General features: G+C 43.2%; 23 protein-coding genes. 15 read left to right on the forward strand and 8 right to left on the reverse strand.

Features of this window, described 5'->3' with window-relative positions; genetic code table 11:
- Positions 1–7 precede the first annotated feature (7 nt).
- Complete coding sequence (locus tag ACKWCA_RS10395) at positions 8–1,846, forward strand: SLC13 family permease (RefSeq protein ID WP_413978130.1); 1,839 nt, start codon at positions 8–10, stop codon at positions 1,844–1,846.
- A 14-nt stretch (positions 1,847–1,860) separates the two neighbouring features.
- On the opposite strand, the gene ACKWCA_RS10400 is transcribed toward ACKWCA_RS10395, so the two are convergent.
- Positions 1,861–3,162 carry a DEAD/DEAH box helicase gene (locus tag ACKWCA_RS10400; RefSeq protein ID WP_413978131.1) on the reverse strand — a complete coding sequence of 434 codons (1,302 nt, stop codon included), beginning with the start codon at positions 3,160–3,162 and terminating at the stop codon, positions 1,861–1,863.
- Positions 3,163–3,378: 216 nt separating this feature from the next.
- On the opposite strand from ACKWCA_RS10400, the gene ACKWCA_RS10405 reads away from it, so the two are divergent.
- A complete protein-coding gene (locus ACKWCA_RS10405) occupies positions 3,379–4,797 on the forward strand; it encodes a C-type lectin domain-containing protein (RefSeq protein ID WP_413978132.1) in 1,419 nt (472 codons plus the stop codon).
- 9 nt (positions 4,798–4,806) lie between these two features.
- Here ACKWCA_RS10405 and ACKWCA_RS10410 read toward each other — a convergent pair whose 3' ends face one another.
- Positions 4,807–6,357 carry an NAD(P)/FAD-dependent oxidoreductase gene (locus ACKWCA_RS10410; RefSeq protein ID WP_413978133.1) on the reverse strand — a complete coding sequence of 517 codons (1,551 nt, stop codon included), beginning with the start codon at positions 6,355–6,357 and terminating at the stop codon, positions 4,807–4,809.
- 156 nt (positions 6,358–6,513) lie between these two features.
- Entirely contained in the window at positions 6,514–7,233 is a 720-nt protein-coding gene (locus tag ACKWCA_RS10415; RefSeq protein WP_413978134.1) for a hypothetical protein, read from the reverse strand.
- A gap of 191 nt (positions 7,234–7,424) precedes the next feature.
- On the opposite strand from ACKWCA_RS10415, the gene ACKWCA_RS10420 reads away from it, so the two are divergent.
- The 10 genes from ACKWCA_RS10420 to ACKWCA_RS10465 all read left to right on the forward strand — a co-directional run bounded on the left by ACKWCA_RS10420 (position 7,425) and on the right by ACKWCA_RS10465 (position 13,076).
- Entirely contained in the window at positions 7,425–7,841 is a 417-nt protein-coding gene (locus ACKWCA_RS10420) for a DUF2141 domain-containing protein (RefSeq protein ID WP_413978135.1), read from the forward strand.
- A gap of 55 nt (positions 7,842–7,896) precedes the next feature.
- Positions 7,897–8,526 (forward strand): tetratricopeptide repeat protein, encoded by a 630-nt coding sequence (locus ACKWCA_RS10425; RefSeq protein WP_413978136.1) that lies wholly within the window; start codon positions 7,897–7,899, stop codon positions 8,524–8,526.
- Positions 8,527–8,531: 5 nt separating this feature from the next.
- Positions 8,532–9,869, forward strand: coding sequence for a 2TM domain-containing protein (locus ACKWCA_RS10430; protein WP_413978137.1), 1,338 nt, complete (start codon positions 8,532–8,534; stop codon positions 9,867–9,869).
- 270 nt (positions 9,870–10,139) lie between these two features.
- Positions 10,140–10,418: a 2TM domain-containing protein gene (locus ACKWCA_RS10435; protein WP_413978138.1), complete on the forward strand. Its 279-nt coding sequence runs from the start codon at positions 10,140–10,142 to the stop codon at positions 10,416–10,418.
- Between the two features lie 53 nt (positions 10,419–10,471).
- Entirely contained in the window at positions 10,472–10,771 is a 300-nt protein-coding gene (locus tag ACKWCA_RS10440) for a 2TM domain-containing protein (protein WP_413978139.1), read from the forward strand.
- Between the two features lie 119 nt (positions 10,772–10,890).
- Positions 10,891–11,247 (forward strand): 2TM domain-containing protein, encoded by a 357-nt coding sequence (locus ACKWCA_RS10445; protein WP_413978140.1) that lies wholly within the window; start codon positions 10,891–10,893, stop codon positions 11,245–11,247.
- Positions 11,234–11,584, forward strand: a complete 351-nt coding sequence (locus ACKWCA_RS10450; RefSeq protein WP_413978141.1) for a 2TM domain-containing protein — start codon at positions 11,234–11,236, stop codon at positions 11,582–11,584. The genes ACKWCA_RS10445 and ACKWCA_RS10450 overlap by 14 nt, the downstream gene beginning before the upstream one ends.
- Positions 11,571–11,879, forward strand: a complete 309-nt coding sequence (locus ACKWCA_RS10455) for a 2TM domain-containing protein (protein ID WP_413978142.1) — start codon at positions 11,571–11,573, stop codon at positions 11,877–11,879. Before ACKWCA_RS10450 ends, ACKWCA_RS10455 begins: the two co-directional genes overlap by 14 nt.
- Positions 11,876–12,244: a 2TM domain-containing protein gene (locus tag ACKWCA_RS10460; protein WP_413978143.1), complete on the forward strand. Its 369-nt coding sequence runs from the start codon at positions 11,876–11,878 to the stop codon at positions 12,242–12,244. Before ACKWCA_RS10455 ends, ACKWCA_RS10460 begins: the two co-directional genes overlap by 4 nt.
- A gap of 76 nt (positions 12,245–12,320) precedes the next feature.
- Complete coding sequence (locus tag ACKWCA_RS10465; protein WP_413978144.1) at positions 12,321–13,076, forward strand: LytR/AlgR family response regulator transcription factor; 756 nt, start codon at positions 12,321–12,323, stop codon at positions 13,074–13,076.
- 71 nt (positions 13,077–13,147) lie between these two features.
- On the opposite strand, the gene ACKWCA_RS10470 is transcribed toward ACKWCA_RS10465, so the two are convergent.
- Positions 13,148–14,344, reverse strand: a complete 1,197-nt coding sequence (locus ACKWCA_RS10470; protein WP_413978145.1) for an LETM1-related biofilm-associated protein — start codon at positions 14,342–14,344, stop codon at positions 13,148–13,150.
- 389 nt (positions 14,345–14,733) lie between these two features.
- The gene (locus ACKWCA_RS10475; RefSeq protein ID WP_413978146.1) at positions 14,734–16,974 is read right to left on the reverse strand and encodes an efflux RND transporter permease subunit; all 2,241 of its coding nucleotides are present in this window, start codon (positions 16,972–16,974) and stop codon (positions 14,734–14,736) included.
- Positions 16,975–17,088: 114 nt separating this feature from the next.
- Between ACKWCA_RS10475 and ACKWCA_RS10480 the strand changes: the two genes are divergently transcribed.
- The gene (locus ACKWCA_RS10480) at positions 17,089–18,186 is read left to right on the forward strand and encodes a BamA/TamA family outer membrane protein (protein WP_413978147.1); all 1,098 of its coding nucleotides are present in this window, start codon (positions 17,089–17,091) and stop codon (positions 18,184–18,186) included.
- 7 nt (positions 18,187–18,193) lie between these two features.
- Here ACKWCA_RS10480 and ACKWCA_RS10485 read toward each other — a convergent pair whose 3' ends face one another.
- Entirely contained in the window at positions 18,194–18,979 is a 786-nt protein-coding gene (locus tag ACKWCA_RS10485; RefSeq protein WP_413978148.1) for a DUF547 domain-containing protein, read from the reverse strand.
- 153 nt (positions 18,980–19,132) lie between these two features.
- On the opposite strand from ACKWCA_RS10485, the gene ACKWCA_RS10490 reads away from it, so the two are divergent.
- Complete coding sequence (locus ACKWCA_RS10490) at positions 19,133–19,843, forward strand: TIGR04283 family arsenosugar biosynthesis glycosyltransferase (RefSeq protein ID WP_413978149.1); 711 nt, start codon at positions 19,133–19,135, stop codon at positions 19,841–19,843.
- The gene (locus ACKWCA_RS10495; protein WP_413978150.1) at positions 19,843–20,904 is read left to right on the forward strand and encodes a VOC family protein; all 1,062 of its coding nucleotides are present in this window, start codon (positions 19,843–19,845) and stop codon (positions 20,902–20,904) included. The genes ACKWCA_RS10490 and ACKWCA_RS10495 overlap by 1 nt, the downstream gene beginning before the upstream one ends.
- A gap of 8 nt (positions 20,905–20,912) precedes the next feature.
- On the opposite strand, the gene ACKWCA_RS10500 is transcribed toward ACKWCA_RS10495, so the two are convergent.
- Positions 20,913–21,284, reverse strand: coding sequence for a VOC family protein (locus tag ACKWCA_RS10500; RefSeq protein ID WP_413978151.1), 372 nt, complete (start codon positions 21,282–21,284; stop codon positions 20,913–20,915).
- A gap of 81 nt (positions 21,285–21,365) precedes the next feature.
- The gene (locus tag ACKWCA_RS10505; RefSeq protein ID WP_413978152.1) at positions 21,366–22,235 is read right to left on the reverse strand and encodes an RluA family pseudouridine synthase; all 870 of its coding nucleotides are present in this window, start codon (positions 22,233–22,235) and stop codon (positions 21,366–21,368) included.
- Between the last annotated feature and the right edge of the window lie 113 nt (positions 22,236–22,348).

Below are 22,348 nucleotides of genomic sequence, written 5' to 3' on the forward strand. Positions count from 1 at the left end.
TAAACCTATGGTTTCAGTTCTGGTAATTCTAGGAATTACTATTTTCTTTTTTATTTGGGGTAAGTTCCCACCTGATGTGGTGGCCTTATTGTCGATGATCGCGCTCTTCCTTTTTGGAATCCTTGATTTGCAGGAGACCTTGAGTGGTTTTAGTAATCCGACCGTAATTATGATTGCCGCCTTGTTCATCATTGGCGAAGGGCTTTCAAGAACCGGATGGACGGCCCTGGCCGGGCGTAAGTTTGTTTCATGGGCAAAAAACAGTACGTCAAGATTATTGGTTATCGTTACTTTGGGCTCTGGCCTTCTCTCGGGTTTTGTCAGTAATACCGGCACTGTAGCGGCATTACTTCCGGTAACGGTATCGGCCGCTTGGAATGCAGGCACCTTACCTTCAAAACTTTTGATGCCCATTGCCTTCGGCTCTAATACAGGTGGCCTATTGACCTTGACCGGTACACCCCCCAATATTATCGCGAGCAATGCGCTTTTGGAAGCTGGTCTAGAGGGATTCTCCTTCTTTGAATTCGCACTCATCGGAATGCCTTTATTGGTCATCACTTTGGGCTATTTTAAGTATTTGGGATTTCGACTGTTGCCCAGCAACGAGGGTTCGGATCGTCCCGTAAACTTGGATACGGAAGTACATCAATGGATAGAAAACTATAGTATTGGCGATAAGTTGTACCGGTTTCGAATTCGTTCAATGTCGCCCTTGATCAACTCTAAAATAGGGGATTGGGACTTTGAAAAAGAGCATAAGGTGAATATCATGCGCCTGCGCAGACGGTTTCCACGACCTTTAAAGGGCATTCCGCCCTTTGTGGAATTCCCAACACCGGATACAGAGATGCGTTACCATGATATTATCACGGTAAAAGGTGACTCCAAAGAGGTGGATGCTATGATGCTCAAATACAAACTGGGGGTCATTCCCTTTGAATATACCAGTGCCAATTTAAAAGAGGAGTTGATCAACCAAGAGGTGGGCCTTTCCCAAATGATCATCACACCGAATTCAGCCTTTGTCGGGAAGACCATCCCTTTGGGAATGTACCTAAAACAGGCAGGAATCCAGCTTGTTGGTGTTTCACGAAACAATACGCCTTTAAAAGACACCCATATTACGGTTCGGCCCGGGGATGCCTTTATCATCAGAGGGTCTTGGGAGGCGATTGAAAATCTTCAAAAAGCGTATGAGCATGTGGTTATTTCAGGAAGTCCCGAAGCCTTATCGAAAAATGTCGATGTGCTTACTCCCAAATCATTTATAGCGCTGGGTACGTTGCTCTTGATGGTCATTCTGCTAGTCTTTAAGGTGATACCAGGTGCAATGGCGGCCTTGATCTGTGCAGGAATATTGATGTTATCGGGCTGTGTACCCATCACTAAGGCCTATAAAGGAATCAGCTGGACCAGTGTGATTATGATCGCCGCAATGATTCCGATGGGTATTGCATTACAAAAGACCGGAATCGCCCAGTCGACCAGCAGTGCCTTAGTGGCGAGTTTGGGTGCCATTCACCCGGTGGCACTCTTGGCGGGGATATTTCTATTGACGGCTGCATTCAGCCAAACGATCAATAATTCCGCAACAGCTGTTTTGATGGCTCCTATAGCCCTGATGGCCGCCTCATCGTTAGGCGTTTCACCCAAACCATTTCTGATTGCAGTGGCGATAAGCGCGTCGACCGCTTTTTTAACTCCTGTCGGCACTACGACAAATGCCATGGTAATGGGGGCCGGTAGTTATCGGTTTATGGACTATGTCAGGGTAGGCGGTCCGTTGTTATTCTTGTTTTTCTTGTGTACTTTATTGGTTGTACCACTTATTTGGCCATTTTAGGCGCTTTCAAAAAACTAGTCGTTGTTGCCCTGATTACTTTGGTTGTTGTTTCGCCTTCGATTTCTATTGCGATTTCTGTTCCTATTTCGATTTCTATTTCGATTGCGATGATCGGAACTCGATGAGGGCTTATTTTCAGAAGGTCTTTGTTTTTGTTGAGGCTCTTCTTTCGTATCCTCTTCGTCTACAAACTGGTGTTCGGGCATCCGTGGCACCTCTTGTTTGATCAGCTTCTCGATATCCCTGAGGTAGGGTCGTTCTTCCTTATCGCAGAATGAAAGGGCAATTCCACTTGCGCTAGCGCGTCCGGTTCTCCCGATACGGTGCACATAGGTTTCGGATATATTCGGTAAGTCATAGTTAATGACGAGGGATAGCTCGTCCACATCGATTCCCCGAGCGGCGATATCGGTAGCCACCAGTACCTTTAGGGCACCTGCTTTAAAACTTCCTAGGGCCTTTTGGCGCGCGGCTTGACTCTTGTTGCCATGAATGGCGGCAGCTCGAATGTCCGCCTGTCCCAATTTCTTTACTATTTTATTGGCACCATGCTTGGTACGTGAAAATACCAAAACCGAATCCTTGGGTCGCTCGTTAATGAGGTGTGCCAATAGTTTAGGCTTATTTTTTTTACTGACGAAATAAACACCCTGTTCGACTCTTTCGGCGGTAGCCTGTTCAGGTTTGATGGTAATCCGTTCAAAATCGCCGAGCATTTTGCGGGAAAGTTCCACAATGGTTTTCGGCATAGTAGCCGAAAAGAATAACGATTGCCTTTTAGGAGGAAGCTTCGCGATGATTTTTTTGATGTCGTGTATGAATCCCATATCAAGCATCTGATCCGCCTCGTCAAGTACCACGAACTTCAAGTGATGAAAAGAGATGTAGCCTTGGTCCATAAGATCAAGTAGCCGACCTGGAGTGGCCACCAAGATATCGACACCTTTTTGAAGAGCCCTTACCTGCTGGGCCTGTTTCACACCTCCGAATATTACGGTATTTCGTAAACCGGTATGTCTGCCATAGGCCGTTAGGCTTTCTCCGATCTGTATGGCCAACTCACGTGTAGGAGTGACCACTAGCGCTTGTACTATGCGTTTGTTTTGACGAAGGCTAATACCTTCATAGAGATGATGTAGAATAGGAATACCGAAAGCGGCGGTTTTTCCCGTACCGGTTTGGGCGACCCCGAGAAGATCTTTGCCCCGGAGCAAGATGGGAATTGCTTGTTCTTGAATGGGCGTCGGAGATTTATAACCCTCGTTTTCGAGGGCCTTTAAAATGGGCTCGGCGAGCCCCAGTTCTTTAAAAGTCATAGTGTTTGGTTAGCCGCGAAGGTACGTTTAAACCATGGATAACAGTCCCGAAAAAGCATTCATTTACTTGAAAATCGCTTTTTTATGGAACCAATTACCACAGTATTTGGGGGTTTCGCCCCTGTTTGGCCCGTTTGTACAACATTAGTCTTGCGAAATCGGTTCCCTGATATAACTTTATATTCCCCCAATTAACCATTTTAGTCCCAAATCCTTATGAGGATTCTACAAACACTCATTTGCCTATGCGCTTTTTTAGGTTTTCACCTGATACAGGCGCAAGATACGTTTGCCGATAATTTTCAAAGTGTAAGCTATGCGAATAGTGATGGTTCGGAGTTGTTTTTAGGTAACTGGGTCGAGACTGGAGAGAGTACCAGCGCCAGTGGAGGTCGAATTCGGGTGACGAGCAACCAGCTTCGTTTTGTCAACATTGATTCACGCTATATTACAAGAAACCTAGATCTATCGGCATACACTGATGTGACCTTGACACTGGATTACAACAGAACGAATGGGGATGAAAATATTGACGTACAACTATTCAATGGTTCAAGTTACTCCAGTGTAGCGGTTTTGTCAGGTTCAGGTAGTCTGAGTTATGATTTGGACATCAGTGAAATAAGTGCTAATTCGGGAATACGATTTGCAACGGCAAGTGGAAATTGGGGTAATTCTGAAACCGTTTTTATCGATAATGTATTGTTTACCGCCCAGGTGCCGGACCAACCTCCGTTGGTCGTGGGCTCGGGGAATCAAATCTATTGCCCTGGTGGCTCGCTACCCGTAGCACAGAGTATTACGATTACTGACCCCGATGATACGACCACAACAGCGGTCTATATTCAAATATCCGGTGGCTATGTGAACGGGGAAGATCTGCTCACTTTGACAGGCAGTCACCCGAACATCACCTCTAGCTGGGATGTGGTTCAGGGCGAACTGACCCTTCAAGGCCCTGCGACCTATTCTGAATTCGAAGCTGCGGTTCTAGCTACTGAGTTTTCTTCAAGTTCACCTAACCCGAGCGGCAGTCGGCAGTTTTCCATTACGGTCGGGGAAGCCAACTTTTTACCCAATACGGGGCATTACTATGAATTTGTATCGGACCCCGGCATAAGTTGGACCGACGCGGAAATAGCGGCCAGTAACCGCACCTATTTCGGTTGGCAAGGGTATTTGGTGACCCTCACCTCGCAGGAAGAAGCTGATTTTTCAGGACAACAAGCGAGTGGATTCGGTTGGATCGGCGCTAATGATGTCGCTGTGGAAGGCGAATGGAGATGGGTTACGGGCCCTGAAGCGGGCACCCAATTTTGGAGCGGGAGTGTGGGAGGCACGGAATTGACCTATGCCAATTGGAATGGAGGAGAACCCAACAATTGCTGTGGTGGGGAAGATTATGCGCATATTGCTGACGCTTCTGTTATTAGAGGTGGTGCACCCGTCGGCGCTTGGAACGATTTGCCCAATGGAGGTGGAGGAGGAGCCTACGCTTCCCAAGGGTATGTGGTCGAGTATGGGGGCATGGTCGGTGACCCCCCCTTGAATATCACGGCAACTACAACGTTGAATATCAGCGACTGTCGGGTCATTACCAATAGGCGAATTACCTACAGGGTAAGCGGAAATTGAATAGAATACCTATAAGCCATTTACCGCAGCTTCGGCACAACGTTCTCCGTCCATGGCAGCCGACACGATTCCACCGGCGTAGCCGCCACCTTCACCACAGGGAAACAACCCCTTGATTTCTGGATGTTCCAACGTTTCACCCCGAGGAATGGTAACAGGTGATGAGGTGCGTGATTCCACACCAACGATATTGGCCTCTGCGGTATAATACCCTTTCATTTTCTTACCGAATTCCGAAAAACCTGCCCGCAACCGACTCCCGATGAGTTTGGGTAACAAAGAATGCAGGGGTGCGGATTTTAGCCCCGGTTGATAAGAGGTCGGATTCAAATCAGACGATAAAGTTCCTTCGACAAAATCGGTAAGACGTTGTGCAGGAGCAACTTGTGTGCGTCCACCTGAAGTAAACGCTAAATATTCCAAATGCTTCTGAAATTCAAGACCTTTCAAGTCTCCGAATTTTTCATAGTTGGGAATATCTTTAGAAACATCGATTTCCACGACGATTCCAGAATTAGCATAGTCATTGTTCCTTTTGGAAGGAGACATACCGTTGACCACCACTTCTTTCGGTCCTGTTGCGGCAGGTACGATGAATCCTCCCGGACACATGCAAAAAGAATATACGCCACGACCTTTCGATTGATGTACCAAACTATAGGCCGCCGCAGGAAGCAATTCATGACGTTCGCCACTGCAATGGTATTGAATCGAGTCGATGAGGTGTTGCGGATGCTCCACACGGACCCCCATGGCGAACGACTTTGCCTTCAGGGCGATTTCCTTTTTATGTAGTAAATAAAAGATATCACGGGCCGAATGTCCTGTGGCAAGAATAACACGTTGTGTAGTTATCTCCTCCAAATCATTTATGACTATGGATTTCAGTTCATTAGACGCAATAACAAAATCCGTTACTTTAGTATTGAAGTGCACCTCTCCACCACATTTGATAATCGTTTCACGGATGTTCTGTACGATTTTCGGCAACTTATTGGTGCCAATATGCGGATGGGCATCGACCAATATTCGTTCTGTAGCCCCGTGATATACCAAGCTCTCGAAAATACGCCGCACATCACCTCGTTTTAGACTTCGGGTGTACAGTTTTCCATCGGAATAGGTGCCCGCACCGCCTTCGCCAAAACAATAATTGGAGTCTTCGTTGACGATATGGTCTTGGTTAATGGCTTTCAGATCTCGCCTACGTTGCTGAACATCCTTACCGCGTTCCAAAACGATTGGTTTATAGCCAAGTTCCAAGCATCGTAGGGCTGCCCACATTCCTGCGGGCCCGAAGCCGATAATATGAACCGGTCTGGCCTTGGAGACATCCTTGTAGTCAAAAATATAGGCCTGGGTGGCAGGCATAGGTTCGTTGATATAGACTTCTAGTTTATAATTGAAGTAGATGCTAGGCTTACGGGCATCGATGGATTTACGAAGCACCTTAATTTCGATTTCCTTTTCTGAAACTCCTAGATAATTGGCCGTTTTGGCCTGTAATCCGATTTTATCTTCTTCCTTTAAGCTGACCCGTATTTGGATGTTTCTGACCATGTGGCAAAGCTAGCGCAAATTATAGAATGACCGCGGTGGATTTTTGTGGAACAAGGCGATGATGTGGCACGGCTACCAGGTTAGAAACAAAAAGACAGACATTCCCCCGTATTGGAAGATTCTTTTATGAAGTAAGCGGCTTTACGCGACGAGGTCTTAAGTCAATGGCAAGATGGCAAACCATTCGGCAAATGCCTGCCACGGCGGTATGCGAATCTGAAAAACCAATACGGAATGGACAAAAACATAGAGTGCCAGAGCCAGTGGAAAGACCCAGCGCCCTGTTTTTTGTTTGCGTTCTGCAATGATCAGTCCGATCAAGAGGAGGTAGACGAGACCTATGGTGATTAAATATCCCGCAGGGGCAAAACCCTCATCTGGGAAAAACGAAAATAGAATCAAGCGTACCAAGGCCGGTTCGATCAATACGATTCCGGCGACAATCATCCCTCTTGCATGAATGGCCATTTGACTCCGGTATTTGATGGCAATACCATAGCCTATCGCAAAAATTAAAAGATCTTTGGCCGGAATCCACAGCTCAAGCCCCAAATTTTCCTTTGGGCCTTTAAGCGTGCTATGTGCCAAGAGGATAATCGAGATGAATACAAATGGTACTAGAATATAGGAGAGCTTGCCTATTTTTTGATGCAGTGCAAACTTTTTCTTGCGGATTAAAATGGGTTGTACGATTAGCATAAAGATCCACAGTACCGCAAAAATGGCGTGAAAATGAAAATAGAAGCTAAAATCGCCCGTACTGTCAAAGAATTTCGAGAAATAAGATGGCCAAAAACCGATTAGGGCCAAGGCGAAAAGTACGATAAAGTAAAGACCCGAATTTTCAAAGGGCAATGCGCGTTTGGTCGGTTTCATAGGTTGGATGGTTTGTTTACGATGAATGTAATGAAATAAATCTCTTTTTGAATACGTTTTTTGTGTATTGTCCCTAAAGTAAAACTACGTTTTACAGTCCATCCCCTAAATTCTACAATTCAGTCTTTCTTTTTTCTTTTCAAGTCCCGATCTCTCCAGATTTGCACAGTAATCAAATAAAATACAATACCATGTATACCTTAACCCGTGTAATTATCTTTCTTTTATTCACCGTAGTTGTCAAAGCGCAAGAAGAGGGCACTACCATTGTCTTGGAAATAGAAAATATTTCTTCCGAGGAAGGACAGATGCTCATCGGATTATATGACAGTAGCGATAACTGGTTACAAAAACCAGTGAAAGGCATGGTCGGAAAAATCGAAAATGGGCAAAGTATTGTCAGGTTTCTCGATATTCCCAATGGAACCTATGCGATATCGGTCTTTCACGATGAGGACAACGACGGTAAACTAGATTCCTTTTTGGGCATACCTACAGAAGCCACCGGAAGTTCAAATGATGCACCCGCCAGGTTCGGTCCCCCGACTTGGAAGGATGCTAAATTTGAAGTATCAGGTGGCACCATCACCCAGATCATCAATTTGTAAACTCATTACTGTTCCCCTTTGGGAACCTCACTCATAACATCATAATTCGTATATCATGAAAAACACAATCGCAATCGCCTTATTTTTAGTTTCATCCATAGCATTCGCCCAAGGACCCTATGAAAAAGGAATGCAAAAGGCCCTTCAACTTTGGGGAGAAGGAAAGACAGCAGATGCTTCGAATATGTTTGAACGCATTGCAAATGCAGAGATGGATAATTGGTTGCCGTATTACTATGTAGCGCAGATCAATACAATCATCTCTTTTGGGGAAAAGGACAAAGAGAAATTGACACAGCAGCTCGAAAAAGCACAGGAATACATCGATTTGGCGAAAAATATTTCTCCTGATAATCCCGAGATTCTCGTGCAGCAGGCGATGACGCATACAGCCTGGATCGCCTTTGACGGGGCAACTTATGGAATGACACTTTCCGGTAAGGTGGCTGCACTCTACGCGAAGGCCTTGGAAATCGCACCTGAAAATCCGAGAGTCGTATTTTCTAAAGCCGAATGGGATATGGGCTCGGCCAGATATTTTGGGCAGGATACTACGCCATACTGTAAAGACGTATCGCGTTCCTTGGAACTTTTTGATACCTTTAAAGCCGAATCGGATTTTCATCCAAATTGGGGCAAGGATAGGGCTGCATCGGTTTTATCTACCTTGTGCGGTAAAGAATAGAATGAATGCAAAGATTTTTAAAACACATTGGCAATGCACTTTTAATTGGGATTCTTATCTCATTGATATTGCTTGCCATAGTTTATTTCAACGGCACTTATGAGGAAGGCCTTACAGCAAATGATGTTTGGAGGGAGGTTCGTAATAATATGCTCTTTTCGATTATCCTGTACGCCACAAACTCGGTTTGGTACGGCTATTATACCGAAAAGCACCGTCAGGGACTGTTTACTACAAACAAGATGGCAATTGCAGTGGCAGGGCATGCGCTTTTTACATTGATAGGTACGGCTATTTCCCGTATCATTTTGTTAGTTGGTATCTACAATTATACCTTGGACGAATTTTGGGAGAATGAAACCCTAATGGCGTATTGGCCTTCAATGCTTATTGGAGTAGTGGTCGCCTTGACCTTTTACATAGTTTCTTACTATCGGCATCGTCAGGAAATCAAAGTAAAGGAGCAAAAAATAATCGCAGGTACCGCTTCCGCCAAATTCGATGCCCTTAAAAATCAGCTTGACCCACATTTTCTATTCAATAGTTTGAACGTTTTGACCAGTTTGATCGAAGAGGATCCGTATCAGGCCCAAAAGTTCACCACATCACTTTCGAAAGTCTATCGCTACGTGCTTGAACAGAAAAATAAAGATCTGGTCACTGTTGATGAAGAGCTTCGGTTTGCCAAGACCTACGTACGTCTTTTGAAGATGCGTTTTGAAGATAGTATCGTTTTCGACATCCCGGAACGCAGTTTGGATCCGGACGCAAAAATAATTCCTTTATCGCTTCAGCTTCTGCTTGAAAACGCAGTAAAGCACAATGTGGTAACCGCTGAAAAACCGTTACATATCAAGGTGACCGAGAAAGATGGAATGCTTAAGGTCAGTAACAATCTTCAAGAGAAACAAGTGGTCAAAAAAAGTAGCGGCGTCGGTTTACAGAACATTCGACAACGGTATGGCATTCTAACGGACAAACAGGTGGAAATCGAAAAATCGGTTTCCGATTTTAGTGTAAAGTTACCCATGTTGACCAAACAGGTCTCGGTCATGGAGACCCAGAAAGAGTATATCGAAGATAAACTCTATGAGAAAGCGAAAGAACGTGTTGAAGCGATCAAAGGGTTCTATGGAAACCTTTTGGCGTATTTCATAGTCATCCCCTTTTTATGGATTCTGAATTACAATACGACTAGTTTTCCTTGGGCCATATTTCCGACCTTAGGCTGGGGCTTCGGAGTCGTTGCCCATGGAATGGAGGCCTATGGGTACAATCCGCTCTGGGGAAAGCGTTGGGAAGAAAAGAAGATGCGCGAGTTGATGGAAGATGAAGACTTTTGATTCGATACGCCATATGTAAACCTGACCGTCTTTGGGCAGCTAGATCCAATTTCCTTCATGCGTTTCCCTTCCGAAGCTTTGTGAGTGTGCTCCGAGCGCTCCGGGTAGCACCTTTTCTACAGAACAACTAGTGGTCCTTATAACGGAAAGGGACCGATTTCCCAATTCATCCCCAAAAAGCGACAACTCGGAAAGCAAGTTTTTCAAACCTTTTTGATTCCCACGATATTTGACTTGTAAATATTAATAGAACATACAAATAGAACTATCATGGAGAACTCATACGACTACAAATACGAAAAAGCGAAAGAACACATAGCGAAGGTTAAATCTTTTTATTCGAACCTTGGAGCTTATTTGATCATCATCCCGTTATTGGCTTGGCTCAATTATAATACGACCCATTTTCCCTGGGTGCTGTTTCCGGCCGTCGGTTGGGGCTTAGGTCTTTTCGGACACTGGGTCAGTGTTTTTGGGAGTGCCCTGATTTTTGGGAAGAACTGGGAAGAACGAAAGATAAGGGAATTTATGAACGATACTGAATTTTAGGTATTCCGTATCTTTAATACGCCAATAAAAAAATCTTGTAAAAATCATACATTATGTACAAAATAGAGGACGAGAAATATATTAGGGCAAAGAATAAAATTGCCTGCATGCGGAAGTTCTACTCAAGCCTGACAAAGTATTTGTTTGTAATCGCCCTGTTGGGAGGAATCAACTACTATCTGAACGAATGGAGCAATGCTTGGTTTTTATGGGCGGCTTTTGGCTGGGGTATAGGACTGGTCTTTCAGGCGATCAAGGCATTCGACCTCAATCCCTTTTTTGGAAAGGACTGGGAGAAACGAAAGATACAGGAGTTTATGCAGCAAGATGAGGGCAAGGAAAGGTGGAAGTGATCAACACCGTGCATTTGGGCCTCATTGAAGGTTCCCGTATCGAATAAAATAACAATTCATGTGAAACGATCCTTATAAACCTGTGATTTGACAGGAGAAGGAACAAAAAAATAAGACCAATGGAAACAAATCGAAGAGAGAAGAAAAAAAGGGCTCGAGAACGGGTCGAAGAACTGAAAGGGTTTTACATACACCTCATGGTATACGTGCTGGTAAACCTTTTCATTATGGGGGTTTCAATTTACGCCCGAATGAATGAAGGTGACAGTTTTGTAAGCGCATTTTTCAGTTTTGGCACTTTTGCGACGCCGTTTTTTTGGGGAATAGGACTTGCGGGGCACGCTTCCAAAGTATTGGGCTTTAACTTCATTTTCGGTAAGAATTGGGAGGAGCGGCAGATTCAAAAGTATATGGATGCGGACCGCAAAGAAGTGGAGAAGTACAAGCAACTAGGCGATGGGTATGGAAACCGATAGGGAAGACAAGAAAGCGAGGGCAAAAAAGCGAGTAGAGGAGCTGAAGGGTTTTTTCACACACCTGATGGTATTTGTTTTTATCAATACCATGCTTATTGTGGTTAAAATTGTGGGCACGATGTATAATGGAGAGTCCTTTATGGGGCCAATATGGCACTTTAGCACATTTGCTACTCCATTATTTTGGGGAATAGGCCTTGCCTTTCATGGGCTTAAAGTCTTTGGATTAAATCCGTTTTTAGGTAAACAATGGGAAGAGCGCCAAATGCAAAAGTTCTTAGAGGAAGACCGAAAGGAAGTTGAAAAATACAAATCGATAGACAATGAAAAGCAATAGGTTCGATAAATTCGAAAGAGCTCGGGATAGGATAGCCCAAATCAAAGGGTTCTACCGGCATGTCGCTATTTTTATCTTAATCAATGTCCCGTTGATCCTCATGAAGGGTAAGCTTGGTGATACTATAGGATATCATACAAAGGCGATGGACTGGGTTGTTTGGAATTTTTATATCTGGTGTATTATCCTTGCCATACATGCGCTATTGGTATTTGGTAAGATTCCTTTGTTGATAAGGAAATGGGAAGAACGCCAAATCGAAAAGTTTATGGACGACAGCAAAAATGAAAATTGAGAACAATAACCAAACAGACCATGGAAAATAAAGAATTGACCAAGTACGAACGCGCGCAACGCAGGGTAGCCGAAATCAGGGGCTTCTATAATCATTTGGGTGTATACCTAGTAGTCAATGCGGTTTTATTGCTTTTTAAAGAGCGGATGACCGTAACTCTTTTGAGTAAAAGGGCCTTGGGCAATCCTGAGTTTTTAGAGTGGATCGATTGGAATGTATATGGAACCCCTATCATTTGGGGAATCATCCTCGCGGTACATGGGGTTAAAGTATTCGGAGGATTCTCTATTTTTGGACGAAAATGGGAAGAACGCCAAATGGAGCGATTTATGAAGGAAGAGCGCAATAAGGAAAAATCCGAATAGGTAAAAAATGAGGTTCGGGTCAGATGAAAAGTCATATCAAAAGACAACGAACTTTCAACTAAAAAATAGGTAATACATGAACGTAATCATTATTGAAGACGAGAAGCCCGCCGCAAGGCGTTTGGGCCGTTTATTGGCAGAGTTGGATGTTGAGGTATCGGTGATGCTCCATTCGGTAGAAGAGGCCATTAATTGGTTTAATAACAACCCACATCCTGATTTGATATTCTTGGACATTCAGCTTTCTGATGGACTCTCTTTTGAGATATTCGACGAGGTGGAAGTCAAGAGTGCCATCATTTTTACAACAGCCTATGACGAGTATGCACTGCAAGCGTTCAAGCTGAATAGTATCGACTATCTGTTGAAACCGATAGACGATGAGGAATTGGAGCAAGCTGTAAAGAAATACCGTGCGCTGAAACCGCAAGCACAAAAATTGGCACTCGATTTTGAAGATATTAAAAAGCTATTGATAAATCCGTTGGAGCGAGAACACAAGAAAAGATTCACTGTCAAGGTAGGGCAGCACCTGAAGATTATCAACGCTGATGAGGTGGAGTGTTTTTATAGTGAGAATAAAGGCACCTATGCAGCTACCTCGGACGGAAGAAATTACCTATTGGATACGACGCTGGAAAATTTGGAGACAGAACTAGATCCCAAGATTTTCTTTCGGGTGAGTAGAAAATTCTATGTTAGTATCACCCATATTAAAGACATCATTTCTTATACGAATTCAAGGCTTCAAATCAAGTTGAACAACTTTTCCGAGCAAGAAATTATCGTTAGTAGAGAAAGAGTTCGAGACTTTAAGGTATGGTTAGAGTAGTGTGATTTAATTAATTGATTTTGTGATTATTGAATACAGCTATAGATTTTTCTTATATCATGTTTTTAGCGCTAATTATCTGTTTTTTCAATGCGATTTTCATCGAATGACGAGGGAAGTAATTTTGGAATCAATTTAATGAAAATCGGAAGTAAAACCGCACCACCTGGTAAAATAAAAATAGCAAGGGAAGGAATGCTCTTGAAAATATCGATAAGCTGATTTTGTATTTTTTTCTTTTCCTCCGCATTCAAATCACGAACCGTTGATTTTGATAGTAAGGCCACGAGTTCGGCGCTTTCGGAAAGTTCTTTTTGCAATCGCTTACTGTTTCTTAGAATGAGTCGATTGACCACTTTTGACATGCTTTCGTAAAATTGCATGGCCATATTATTGTCCTTTAAGAAAGGGATATTCTCCGCGTTCATATCGAAAAAGGCGGTCACTTCTTCCAAAGATTCGGAAATCTGTTTTTTTTCGAATCCCAGGTCTTTGCCTATTCCGAAGATAAACTCCGATTCTCGGTAGTCCAACGAATTGTCTTCCCAAACACTTAAGCAGGCAATGTCCAAGAAATAATGGTTTTCCCATACAGAGTGGTTGTGCATCAGCTTTTCGCGGTATGACCCGTCAAAACGCTGCGAGGTCGTGTCTATGAATGTCAGTGAAGCCCCAAAGAGCTGCGCCAACCGCTCATCATTACGCTCCTTTTCCTTTGAATTCAAGGCGTGATAGGTAATATGTATGGTCTTGTATTCCAAATTTTGAGCATATGCACGTATTTCCGTTTTCTGTTGCAGGTATTTCTTGAAGACCAATACATCTATGAAGAGCAACGAGTTGGTGATAATACTATTAAAGGTCTTACTGATTAAATTATCTTCGAGATAAACCCGCGAATCGATCAGTTTTTCCAGCTGATCGGACGTTTTCTTACCGGTCAGAATTTTATGCAAAAAGGAAATCTGTTGAATCCCCAAATCTTGGTAAAAAGCGAAAATAGCTTCTAAGAAAGCATCAAAAGGTGTTTTTGGGTTTTCTAGATTGAAAACGGAGTACAGGCCTACTACTAGATTGATTTTGGCTTTTTCATCTTCCGATAGGGTGTGCTGAGTGGCAATAAACGGCGGAACTTGGGTATTGATGCCATATACGAAGCCGGTCTTTCTAAGTGCATTGTATAGTTCAACAAAGTTGGCATAGCTTTCATGGCTCGTGTTAACTATCTGCCCGAATTTATTAATCCAGCCCGATGCCGATGGGTTCATTGATCGATGATTTAGGTCGCTAAATTAATGGAAAATAGGGACTTTTAGGTGGTTATGAACGATTCGATGTCGGAAGCTTAGATGTCATTTGGTCGATTTTAGATATTTTTTGTAGGAATATAGCGTACTTTTCTATATTTTTATCTTCCCAATTATTTTAAAAGCTTATGAAATGCCCCAAGTGTTACAGAAGCAACAATAGAATTTAACCGAAAACAGTTCCCCTAAAAACTAGAGTGTTATGGAATACTTCCTATTTTTTATTTGGATTTCTATCATGTCAGTGTTGGTGTATTTTGTTTTAAATGCGCGCAAACAATTACGTAAAACTCTTCGAGGTCGCAAATACCGTTTAAAGTAAGACGGTTCTTTTTATTGCGCACCTTTTACTAAAGCAACTTTCGGATCAACACCGGAAGTAGTAGTAGGTCTAAAATCAATGCCGTTAAAAGCGTCACGCTGACGAGCATTCCAATGGTCGTACTTGGTGTATGCACTGAAAATAACAACACCAGAAAGCCGAAGAACAGTATCAAAGTGGTGATAATAAGTGCCCGGCCTGTTTCTGCAAAGGTAACTTGCAAGGCTTCTTCCTTATTCAAGCCTTTAGAAAGCCCTATCTTATAACGACCTAGAAAATGTATGGTATCGTCGACGGCTATACCGAATACAATAGCGAATACTACTGAAATAGTAGCCTCAAGGGGTATACCTAAAAAGCCTAAAAGTGCCGCCGCGAATAACAAGGGTAAAAAGTTTGGTAGTAAGGAGACCAACACTAGCTTCAAGTTCTTGAATAAAAAAGCCATAACGAGCGCAACAAGCAATAGTCCCATAAGCAAACCTTGCAACAGACTGTCCTTGATGTAGTAGGCGTTTTTATCCAATAAGATACCTGTGCCGGTCAGTCTGAACTTCACTAGATTCGAATCTATTTCCGTGGTCACAAATGAATTGAATTCTTCATATACCGTATTAAGGGTGTCTAGCCCTATATCGAGTACCTTGGCCGTTATTCTCGCTTTGGTCTCTTCGGTATTAACGAACTTACCCAAGGGCTTGCGCGCTATTTTCTGCACTTCCCTTTTATATTTTTCAAAGGTTTCCCTTTCTTTTGGTAGTATGAAGTAATCGGATTGGTTAAGATTATTGGCCTTGTGCAATCCTTTGTAAAAAGCATTGGCCGATTGCACGTTACGCACAGCACTGAATTGCTTTAGGCGCTGTACTACTCTTTCAACTTCCTGAGCCACGAAAAAGTCGGTAACCTTATACTCCCCTTGAGCTGACACCGCTACTTCAAGAGGTCGAAATCCGCCATAGTTTTTTTGAAAAAACTCAAAATCAGCGGCAATTGCACTTCCCGAGGGAAGACTCTCTTTGATCTGATAGTTCGTATTGATTCTTGAAAGCCCCCAAATGCAAATTCCCATAAAGAGGAGGCTTGCCACTAGGATACCCCTAGGAAAATGTTGGGTAAACTGATTTACGCGAGTGAGGCCAGCAGTCCATTTCGAAGAACTGTTCTTTTTGGGCAGTACGTATTTCGTATCGATCAGCAGTAAGAGGGAGCAGGCAAATCCTACGATGGTCACAAAGGCGATCAGCACCCCAAGGGCCGAATTGATTCCGAAACCACTTACCACGCTTGATTTGGAGGTGACCAAGGAGGCAAAGCCGATAGCCGTGGTCACTGAAGTGAGTAGGGTCGAAATGCCTACTTCCTTAAGTGTATTTGCCATTGCGATCTGTCTTTGCAGTCCGCTACGTAGTTTTGCCAAATAGTCATCCATGATATGGATGACATCGGAAGTGCCGACAATCAATAACAAAATGGGGTAAAAGGAGGATAACGTATTCAGCTCTTTGCCAAGAAGTGATAACACTCCCAAAAAAATGAGTAGTGCCAAAATTATGGAAGAGAGGGCGATAGCCACTACGGTTATTCTTCGATACACCAAAAAGAGCACTAGTACGACAAGTAGGGTGGCGAAAATCGTGGTTTTGATCAGTTCTTCTTTTTGCATATTGACAAGTGCCTCATAGAAAAAAGCACGCCCGAGAAGGTGGTAGTCATCGAAACCGTGCTTTTCCAATGAATTTCTTAAAGCCGTAAGTAGTGCGATACATTGCTCGTAATCGAGTGTATCCTCAGTTTCTAGGGAAACTACCATAGAAGTGGCTTTTTCGTCGACGAGAAGCCCAGTAAACAAACTATCCTTTTTTATTTTCTGCCAGTCCTTGTCGTACTTCAACGAATCCCCAATATGTATGATCGGAAGCCGGCTGTATCCGAAAGAAGTTTTTAAAGGATAAAAGAGGGTGGTTAAAGATTGGTTTTCAATAACGTACGGGATGTCTTTTGATGTTTTTGAGAAGGCATCGAAACGCTCTAGGAAATCCGTTTCGAACACAGTGGGTTCCTTTTCAATGGCGATAAGTAGAAAGCTATCGTCTACTCCGAATTCTTTAATAAACTCCTGATAAAAGACAAGGTCTTCGTCGCCTTCAGGAAAAAACTGACTGAAGTCAAATGAGAACTTTAACTGAAAAAGTAGCAGGGTAGCTACAATTCCCAAAAAAATGAAAAGACCGAGTATTGATTTCTTAAAAGCAAGTATTTTTTGCATTGAGGGACTTAGGGAATCGTATTTATCCTTTTGCTGGAACTACAAATTTAGGAAAACCTGATAGTTTTCTTCAGAAATATGGATGAACAATAAATAGTTGTTTAAATTACGGCGATGAATTTTCGGATTGTAGTTTTCTTTTTGCTCGCGCTTTGTGCAATTTCAAAATCGGTATGTGGCCAAGAACCGACTCCTAAGGTTAACGATTCTACAAAAAACCTGAAAATAAGGGTACTACCCGTGCTCTTTTTTTTACCGGAAACAGGCTTGGGTTACGGAGGAATAAGTATCGGAACGTTTCGCTTTAAAAATGAATCTGCTGATTCACGTCCTTCAACCATTCAGGCGGCAGCTACTTTGACCAGTAAAAAACAGATTTTACTCTTCGCACCTTTTGAAATATATGCCGATGAAGAGAAATGGCGCTTTGTAGGCGAGGTGGGGTTCTATAAATATTTCTATAATTTTTTTGGTATCGGAATCGATTCTAGGGAAGAGGATCTTGAAACCTATGATGTTACTTTTTCCAGGGCTAGGCTGACCGTGCTTCGGGAAATTGTCCCCAAATTTTCCGTGGGGTTGGCGTATGAATTCGATAAGTACGGCACCCCGACATTAAAAGAGGATGGCTTGATCGATGCAGGAGACTTTCTTGGTAAAGAGGGGGGAATCATCTCCAATTTGGGAATTTCTACCGTGTATGACTCACGGGATAACATCTTCTTTCCGACCAAAGGACTTTTTATACAAGGTAATTTGTTGGCCTCTTTTAAGGCCGTAGGTTCCGACTTCTCCTATAACAAATGGATTCTCGATTCACGATATTACCAGAAAATCAAGGGAAGACATGTATTGGCTACAAACCTCTATTTTGCCAATAATGGAGAAGGTGCCCCTTTCCTAGACCTAAACTCATTGGGCTCTAGAAGAACAAGGGGTTTTGACAACCGACGATTTCAAGATAATGCGGAATGGAGTATGGCCCTCGAGTATCGGTTTCCGTTGTACCGGCGCATTGAAGGGGTCGCTTTCGGTTCCACGGCTACGGTTTCAAAAGATTTTGGTTCACTTTTTTCCTCTGCTTTCAAAAATGCCGCGGGTATCGGTCTCCGATATACCCTGAATAAAAAAGAAGGAACCCGTATACGGATGGACTATGGTATAAGCGGAGAAGGGGGTAACTTTTATTTCACCATCAACGAGGCGTTTTAAATGGAAACTACAGGGCGATCCAATTGTCCAGGTCCAACGTCCAGTCATAATTCTTGAACTCCAATTCGACATCCGTTGAGGGTATCAACCCCTGTTCCTTAAGAATCTTCTTCGTGCCTCGACCGCTTCCAAAGTCACCCCTAAACCAGCTGAATAATGACGTGACCTTAACGGTTTTTGACGCTGCATCATAAGCGGTAGTCCTCTTAAGATACTGTTCTGTGCCTTTATTCAATTGTTCATTTACGCGCTTTGCTTCATAAATGGCGACAGGGGGGCAGTCTTTCGCACCACAATTGAGGGCGAAATGAATGCGGTAATCACGTTTGTCGACACGTAGCTTCCGCTCAAACGCATCGGGAAACCATTTGCGGATTTTCCCTAAACCGAGTGACCACTGTGACTTCCGTATGATACCGTGCTCAATTTTTGAGAATGACCTTTTCTCCCCGGCGATCAGTATGCGTTCTTCGTTGAAGAAGGCCTGCCGATCTTCATACAGTTCCGGATTTTTTGATAAAAGCACCTGAATGTAGGCGTTGTAGATGTTTATCCAGAAGGCTAACTTTTGTTCATCGGTCTGCAGTCCGTCCGCCAATGCGTTGACCGAGGTCCTTGCAAGTTTGTCTTCATAGGATTTTGTGTCTTTCCCGGCCTTGACATCGCTTAGGAACTGTTCCGACAATTGATTGAAATCCGAAATATCCGAACTTGCTTTTTGTGCATAGTGACTCGTACAGCTAAGTACGATAAAAAAGACCAAGAGTAATGATTTTATAGGATGTGATATCATAAAATTAAATGTAGCTTCGTGCTATACGATGTACGAAGATTTTTGCAAAAGGTTTGTCGTAAATAAAAAAAAACCTTTCCAACAAAAATACGTAGGTATAAAGAAAGGGTAGCAGCCCGACCTAATGGTAATGGAATCTTTGGTTGAATTTATATGATATCGATTATAATACCGGCGCATAACGAAAGGCAAAACCTGACGCATTTATTGCCCTATCTACTGCAGTTGAGTTCGGCCATACCGGTTGAAGTAATTGTCGCGCTTTCCTGTGAAAACCACGATGGTCCCTATGATTTTTTGGATTCCAATAGTGTTCAACTTTTAAAATGTCCGGGTAGGGGTAGGGCCGTGCAAATGAATGCCGCTGTAGAAAGGGCGAAAGGTGATATTTTGGTTTTTTTGCATGCTGATGTGGTACCTCCCCGCTCTTTTCTTCAAGATATCGTTCAGGCCCTAGATGAAGGTTATGTAGCAGGCTTCTTTTCTTATAAGTTCGACAAAGACAGTATTTTGTTAAAAATCAATGCGAGCTTTACCGCTAAGGATGGATTTTTCACCGGAGGAGGCGATCAATGCCTTTTTATCAAAAAGCCTGTTTTTATGGAGCTCGGAAGATTCGATGAAGAACAGGTATTGATGGAGGATTTCGAGTTCTTCCAACGGATGAAAAGACAAGATATCAACTACACGATCATCAAGAACGACTTGATTGTTTCTGCTAGAAAATATAGTGTTAACTCCTATTTACGTGTCAATCTTGCCAACATGCTGCTCGTATTATTATTTAAATTCGGATACTCTTCTCAAAGGCTTAAGGCATTGCATGACAAATTGTTGCGTGTCTCTTATAAAACAAATACTTAATGGATAGTGGATTAAATGGTATACAACAGATAGGTCTTGGCGTTGCCGATACCCAAGTAGTTTTCAATTGGTATCGAAAGAATCTGGGCTTCGATATCCTGGTTTTTGAAGATGAGTCGCCGGCGACTCTAATGACCCGGTATACAGGGGGTACGGTCGAGCATCGTCGTGCCTTGCTCTCCATGAACATGAGAGGTGGTGGTGGTTTGGAAATATGGCAGTTCAAAAATAGAAAACCCCAAGAACCTGCTATTGAAATCGAATGGGGCGATTTGGGTGTCAATGCCATGAAAATTCGGACTAATGACATTCAAAAAGCCCATACCACACTTAAAAAACTTCAACTTCCTTTCTTGACCGCACTCATGCAAACTCCTGAATCTCGACAACATTTCTTGTTTCGAGACCCTTGGGGAAATCGAGTAGAGGTCCTATCGGATGGCTATGTGTTCTGCGAGACTAAGTCACGTTTTGGTGGGGTTCTAGGCGCGATAATCGGGGTATCGCATATGGAAAAAAGCCTTCATTTCTATAAAAAGCTTTTAGGCTATGACCAGGTATTAAGTGATCGGACCGGTAGTTTTAAGCCATTTATGACCGCCACTGGAAAAGGTACTATTCGGAGGGTCGTTTTAAAACAGTCTTCACAAAAGGTAGGTGGGTTCGGAGCGCTTTTAGGTCCGACCGAGATAGAGTTGATACAAATCCCGGATAGGCCTCCACAAAAAATATTTGAAAACCGACTTTGGGGCGATCTCGGATATATACATGTCTGTTTTGATGTACAGGATATGGACGCTCTTTTACAAAGAGCCAAAAGTCTGGATTATTGTTTTACGGTAGACAGTGCCGATAGTTTTGATATGGGAAAGGCAGCGGGCCGTTTTAGCTACGCCGAAGACCCCGATGGTACACTCATTGAATTTGTGCAGACCCACAAAGTACCGCTTTTAAAACGTTTGGGTTGGTTTATTGACCTGAGGAATCGAGACCCGAAGAAGCCCCTACCGAGATGGTTGGTCAAGGCTATGCGCTGGCATCGGGTCCGGAAAGATCGATAAGGCTCCGTTTAAATGTGCTGATCGAACAAAAGGGTATTTCCATCGGGGTCGTTGATGACAAAATTTGCTGGTCCTTGGGTGTCTTCCGCTATTTCTGATTGAAACGCGATACCTTTTGATTTGAATTCCGACTGTAGGTCTCGGATATCATCATAACCTTCCACGGGCCCCGCGTTCTGATCCCATCCAGGATTGAAAGTGATGATATTGTTCTCGAACATTCCTTGAAAAAGTCCAACAATCGCATCTCCGTTTTTCATGATTACGTAGTTTTTTTCGACTTCCCCTGCAAAAAGGGCAAAGCCTAGATGTTCATAAAATTGCTTAGAGATTTGAAGATCTTTAACCGCTAAACTAATGGAAAAGGCACCTAATTTCATATGTTTCTTTTTACTGAATTTCTACAGTACTAAAGATAGCAATTTACGGGATGCTCGATGATGTGGCACTTTGGGCTGGTCTTATACCGCTATTTCCGGAAATATTTTTTTGAACTTCTGAGGAAGCGCATCCGTTATACACAGGTATTCTTCGGTAAATGGATGGGTGAATTTCAACGAGTGGGCATGTAAGTGTAGTCCTTTGCCCTTTAATACCAATCCTTCCGTACCGTAATTCGGGTCACCCAAAATAGGATTTCCTATTTCTGACATGTGGATGCGAAGCTGATGTCTTCTGCCGGTTTCCGGATAGAGTTGAACTAGGTTGAGCTGCCCGAACCTTTTTGAGGGTACAGATTGGAGCAATGTGTATCGCGAAAGCGACACTTTTCCCTCGATATCGGATTTAATTTCACCCGAATCTTTCATTTTACCAATGGTAACCGCATAATAGGTTTTCGTCACGACCCTATTTTGAAATAGGGCATTCAGCTTACGGATACTGCTGTTGGTTTTTCCAATGAGCAATACGCCCGTTGTTGCATAATCTAAGCGATGAACAGGTTGAGGTTTGATAGCATCGTCTACTTCACTGGCCTGAATACATTGCGGAAGCGCATTGGCAATTGTTTTGAAGTGGTTGCCACTGACCCGAATGCCCGGAGGCTTTCGTATGACGGCCAAATAAGCATCTTCAAATAGGATGTGACATGAATAGTGGAATTTTTTTCCTGACGTTTTTTTATCAGGTAGGGTCAAAGTGATTTCCTCTCCCCCTGAGATAAAGGTAGCGGTGGTAGCGGTCACGTTATCAACTGTAATATACGCTTTCTTCAAGGCCTTTTTTAGCGCCGATTTGGTCATGATCGCTTTAAAGACCCCTACACCATATTCTTGAAGTCGAACAGGCACTCTTTGATTTGGGACCCGATGTGTCTCAGCATGGCTCATAGTAGTAGTGCTCTCATTTTCGGTACTTCACGATTGCTAGCTGCTCGGGTTCCCTTAGTGTACTGAAGTAAATGATATTCCATAAAAAATTGCCCTTTAAGGGCAATTTTTAT

The sequence above is a fragment of the Maribacter corallii genome (assembly GCF_047345415.1).
Classification (GTDB): domain Bacteria; phylum Bacteroidota; class Bacteroidia; order Flavobacteriales; family Flavobacteriaceae; genus Maribacter_C.

Excerpts from the sequence above, each read along its gene's own strand:
- ACKWCA_RS10395 (WP_413978130.1), top strand. The coding sequence starts at position 8 with ATGGTTTCAGTTCTGGTAATTCTAGGAATTACTATTTTCTTTTTTATT.
- ACKWCA_RS10400 (WP_413978131.1), bottom strand. The coding sequence starts at position 3,162 with ATGACTTTTAAAGAACTGGGGCTCGCCGAGCCCATTTTAAAGGCCCTC.
- ACKWCA_RS10405 (WP_413978132.1), top strand. The coding sequence starts at position 3,379 with ATGAGGATTCTACAAACACTCATTTGCCTATGCGCTTTTTTAGGTTTT.
- ACKWCA_RS10410 (WP_413978133.1), bottom strand. The coding sequence starts at position 6,357 with ATGGTCAGAAACATCCAAATACGGGTCAGCTTAAAGGAAGAAGATAAA.
- ACKWCA_RS10415 (WP_413978134.1), bottom strand. The coding sequence starts at position 7,233 with ATGAAACCGACCAAACGCGCATTGCCCTTTGAAAATTCGGGTCTTTAC.
- ACKWCA_RS10420 (WP_413978135.1), top strand. The coding sequence starts at position 7,425 with ATGTATACCTTAACCCGTGTAATTATCTTTCTTTTATTCACCGTAGTT.
- ACKWCA_RS10425 (WP_413978136.1), top strand. The coding sequence starts at position 7,897 with ATGAAAAACACAATCGCAATCGCCTTATTTTTAGTTTCATCCATAGCA.
- ACKWCA_RS10430 (WP_413978137.1), top strand. The coding sequence starts at position 8,532 with ATGCAAAGATTTTTAAAACACATTGGCAATGCACTTTTAATTGGGATT.
- ACKWCA_RS10435 (WP_413978138.1), top strand. The coding sequence starts at position 10,140 with ATGGAGAACTCATACGACTACAAATACGAAAAAGCGAAAGAACACATA.
- ACKWCA_RS10440 (WP_413978139.1), top strand. The coding sequence starts at position 10,472 with ATGTACAAAATAGAGGACGAGAAATATATTAGGGCAAAGAATAAAATT.
- ACKWCA_RS10445 (WP_413978140.1), top strand. The coding sequence starts at position 10,891 with ATGGAAACAAATCGAAGAGAGAAGAAAAAAAGGGCTCGAGAACGGGTC.
- ACKWCA_RS10450 (WP_413978141.1), top strand. The coding sequence starts at position 11,234 with ATGGAAACCGATAGGGAAGACAAGAAAGCGAGGGCAAAAAAGCGAGTA.
- ACKWCA_RS10455 (WP_413978142.1), top strand. The coding sequence starts at position 11,571 with ATGAAAAGCAATAGGTTCGATAAATTCGAAAGAGCTCGGGATAGGATA.
- ACKWCA_RS10465 (WP_413978144.1), top strand. The coding sequence starts at position 12,321 with ATGAACGTAATCATTATTGAAGACGAGAAGCCCGCCGCAAGGCGTTTG.
- ACKWCA_RS10470 (WP_413978145.1), bottom strand. The coding sequence starts at position 14,344 with ATGAACCCATCGGCATCGGGCTGGATTAATAAATTCGGGCAGATAGTT.
- ACKWCA_RS10475 (WP_413978146.1), bottom strand. The coding sequence starts at position 16,974 with ATGCAAAAAATACTTGCTTTTAAGAAATCAATACTCGGTCTTTTCATT.
- ACKWCA_RS10480 (WP_413978147.1), top strand. The coding sequence starts at position 17,089 with ATGAATTTTCGGATTGTAGTTTTCTTTTTGCTCGCGCTTTGTGCAATT.
- ACKWCA_RS10485 (WP_413978148.1), bottom strand. The coding sequence starts at position 18,979 with ATGATATCACATCCTATAAAATCATTACTCTTGGTCTTTTTTATCGTA.
- ACKWCA_RS10490 (WP_413978149.1), top strand. The coding sequence starts at position 19,133 with ATGATATCGATTATAATACCGGCGCATAACGAAAGGCAAAACCTGACG.
- ACKWCA_RS10495 (WP_413978150.1), top strand. The coding sequence starts at position 19,843 with ATGGATAGTGGATTAAATGGTATACAACAGATAGGTCTTGGCGTTGCC.
- ACKWCA_RS10500 (WP_413978151.1), bottom strand. The coding sequence starts at position 21,284 with ATGAAATTAGGTGCCTTTTCCATTAGTTTAGCGGTTAAAGATCTTCAA.
- ACKWCA_RS10505 (WP_413978152.1), bottom strand. The coding sequence starts at position 22,235 with ATGAGCCATGCTGAGACACATCGGGTCCCAAATCAAAGAGTGCCTGTT.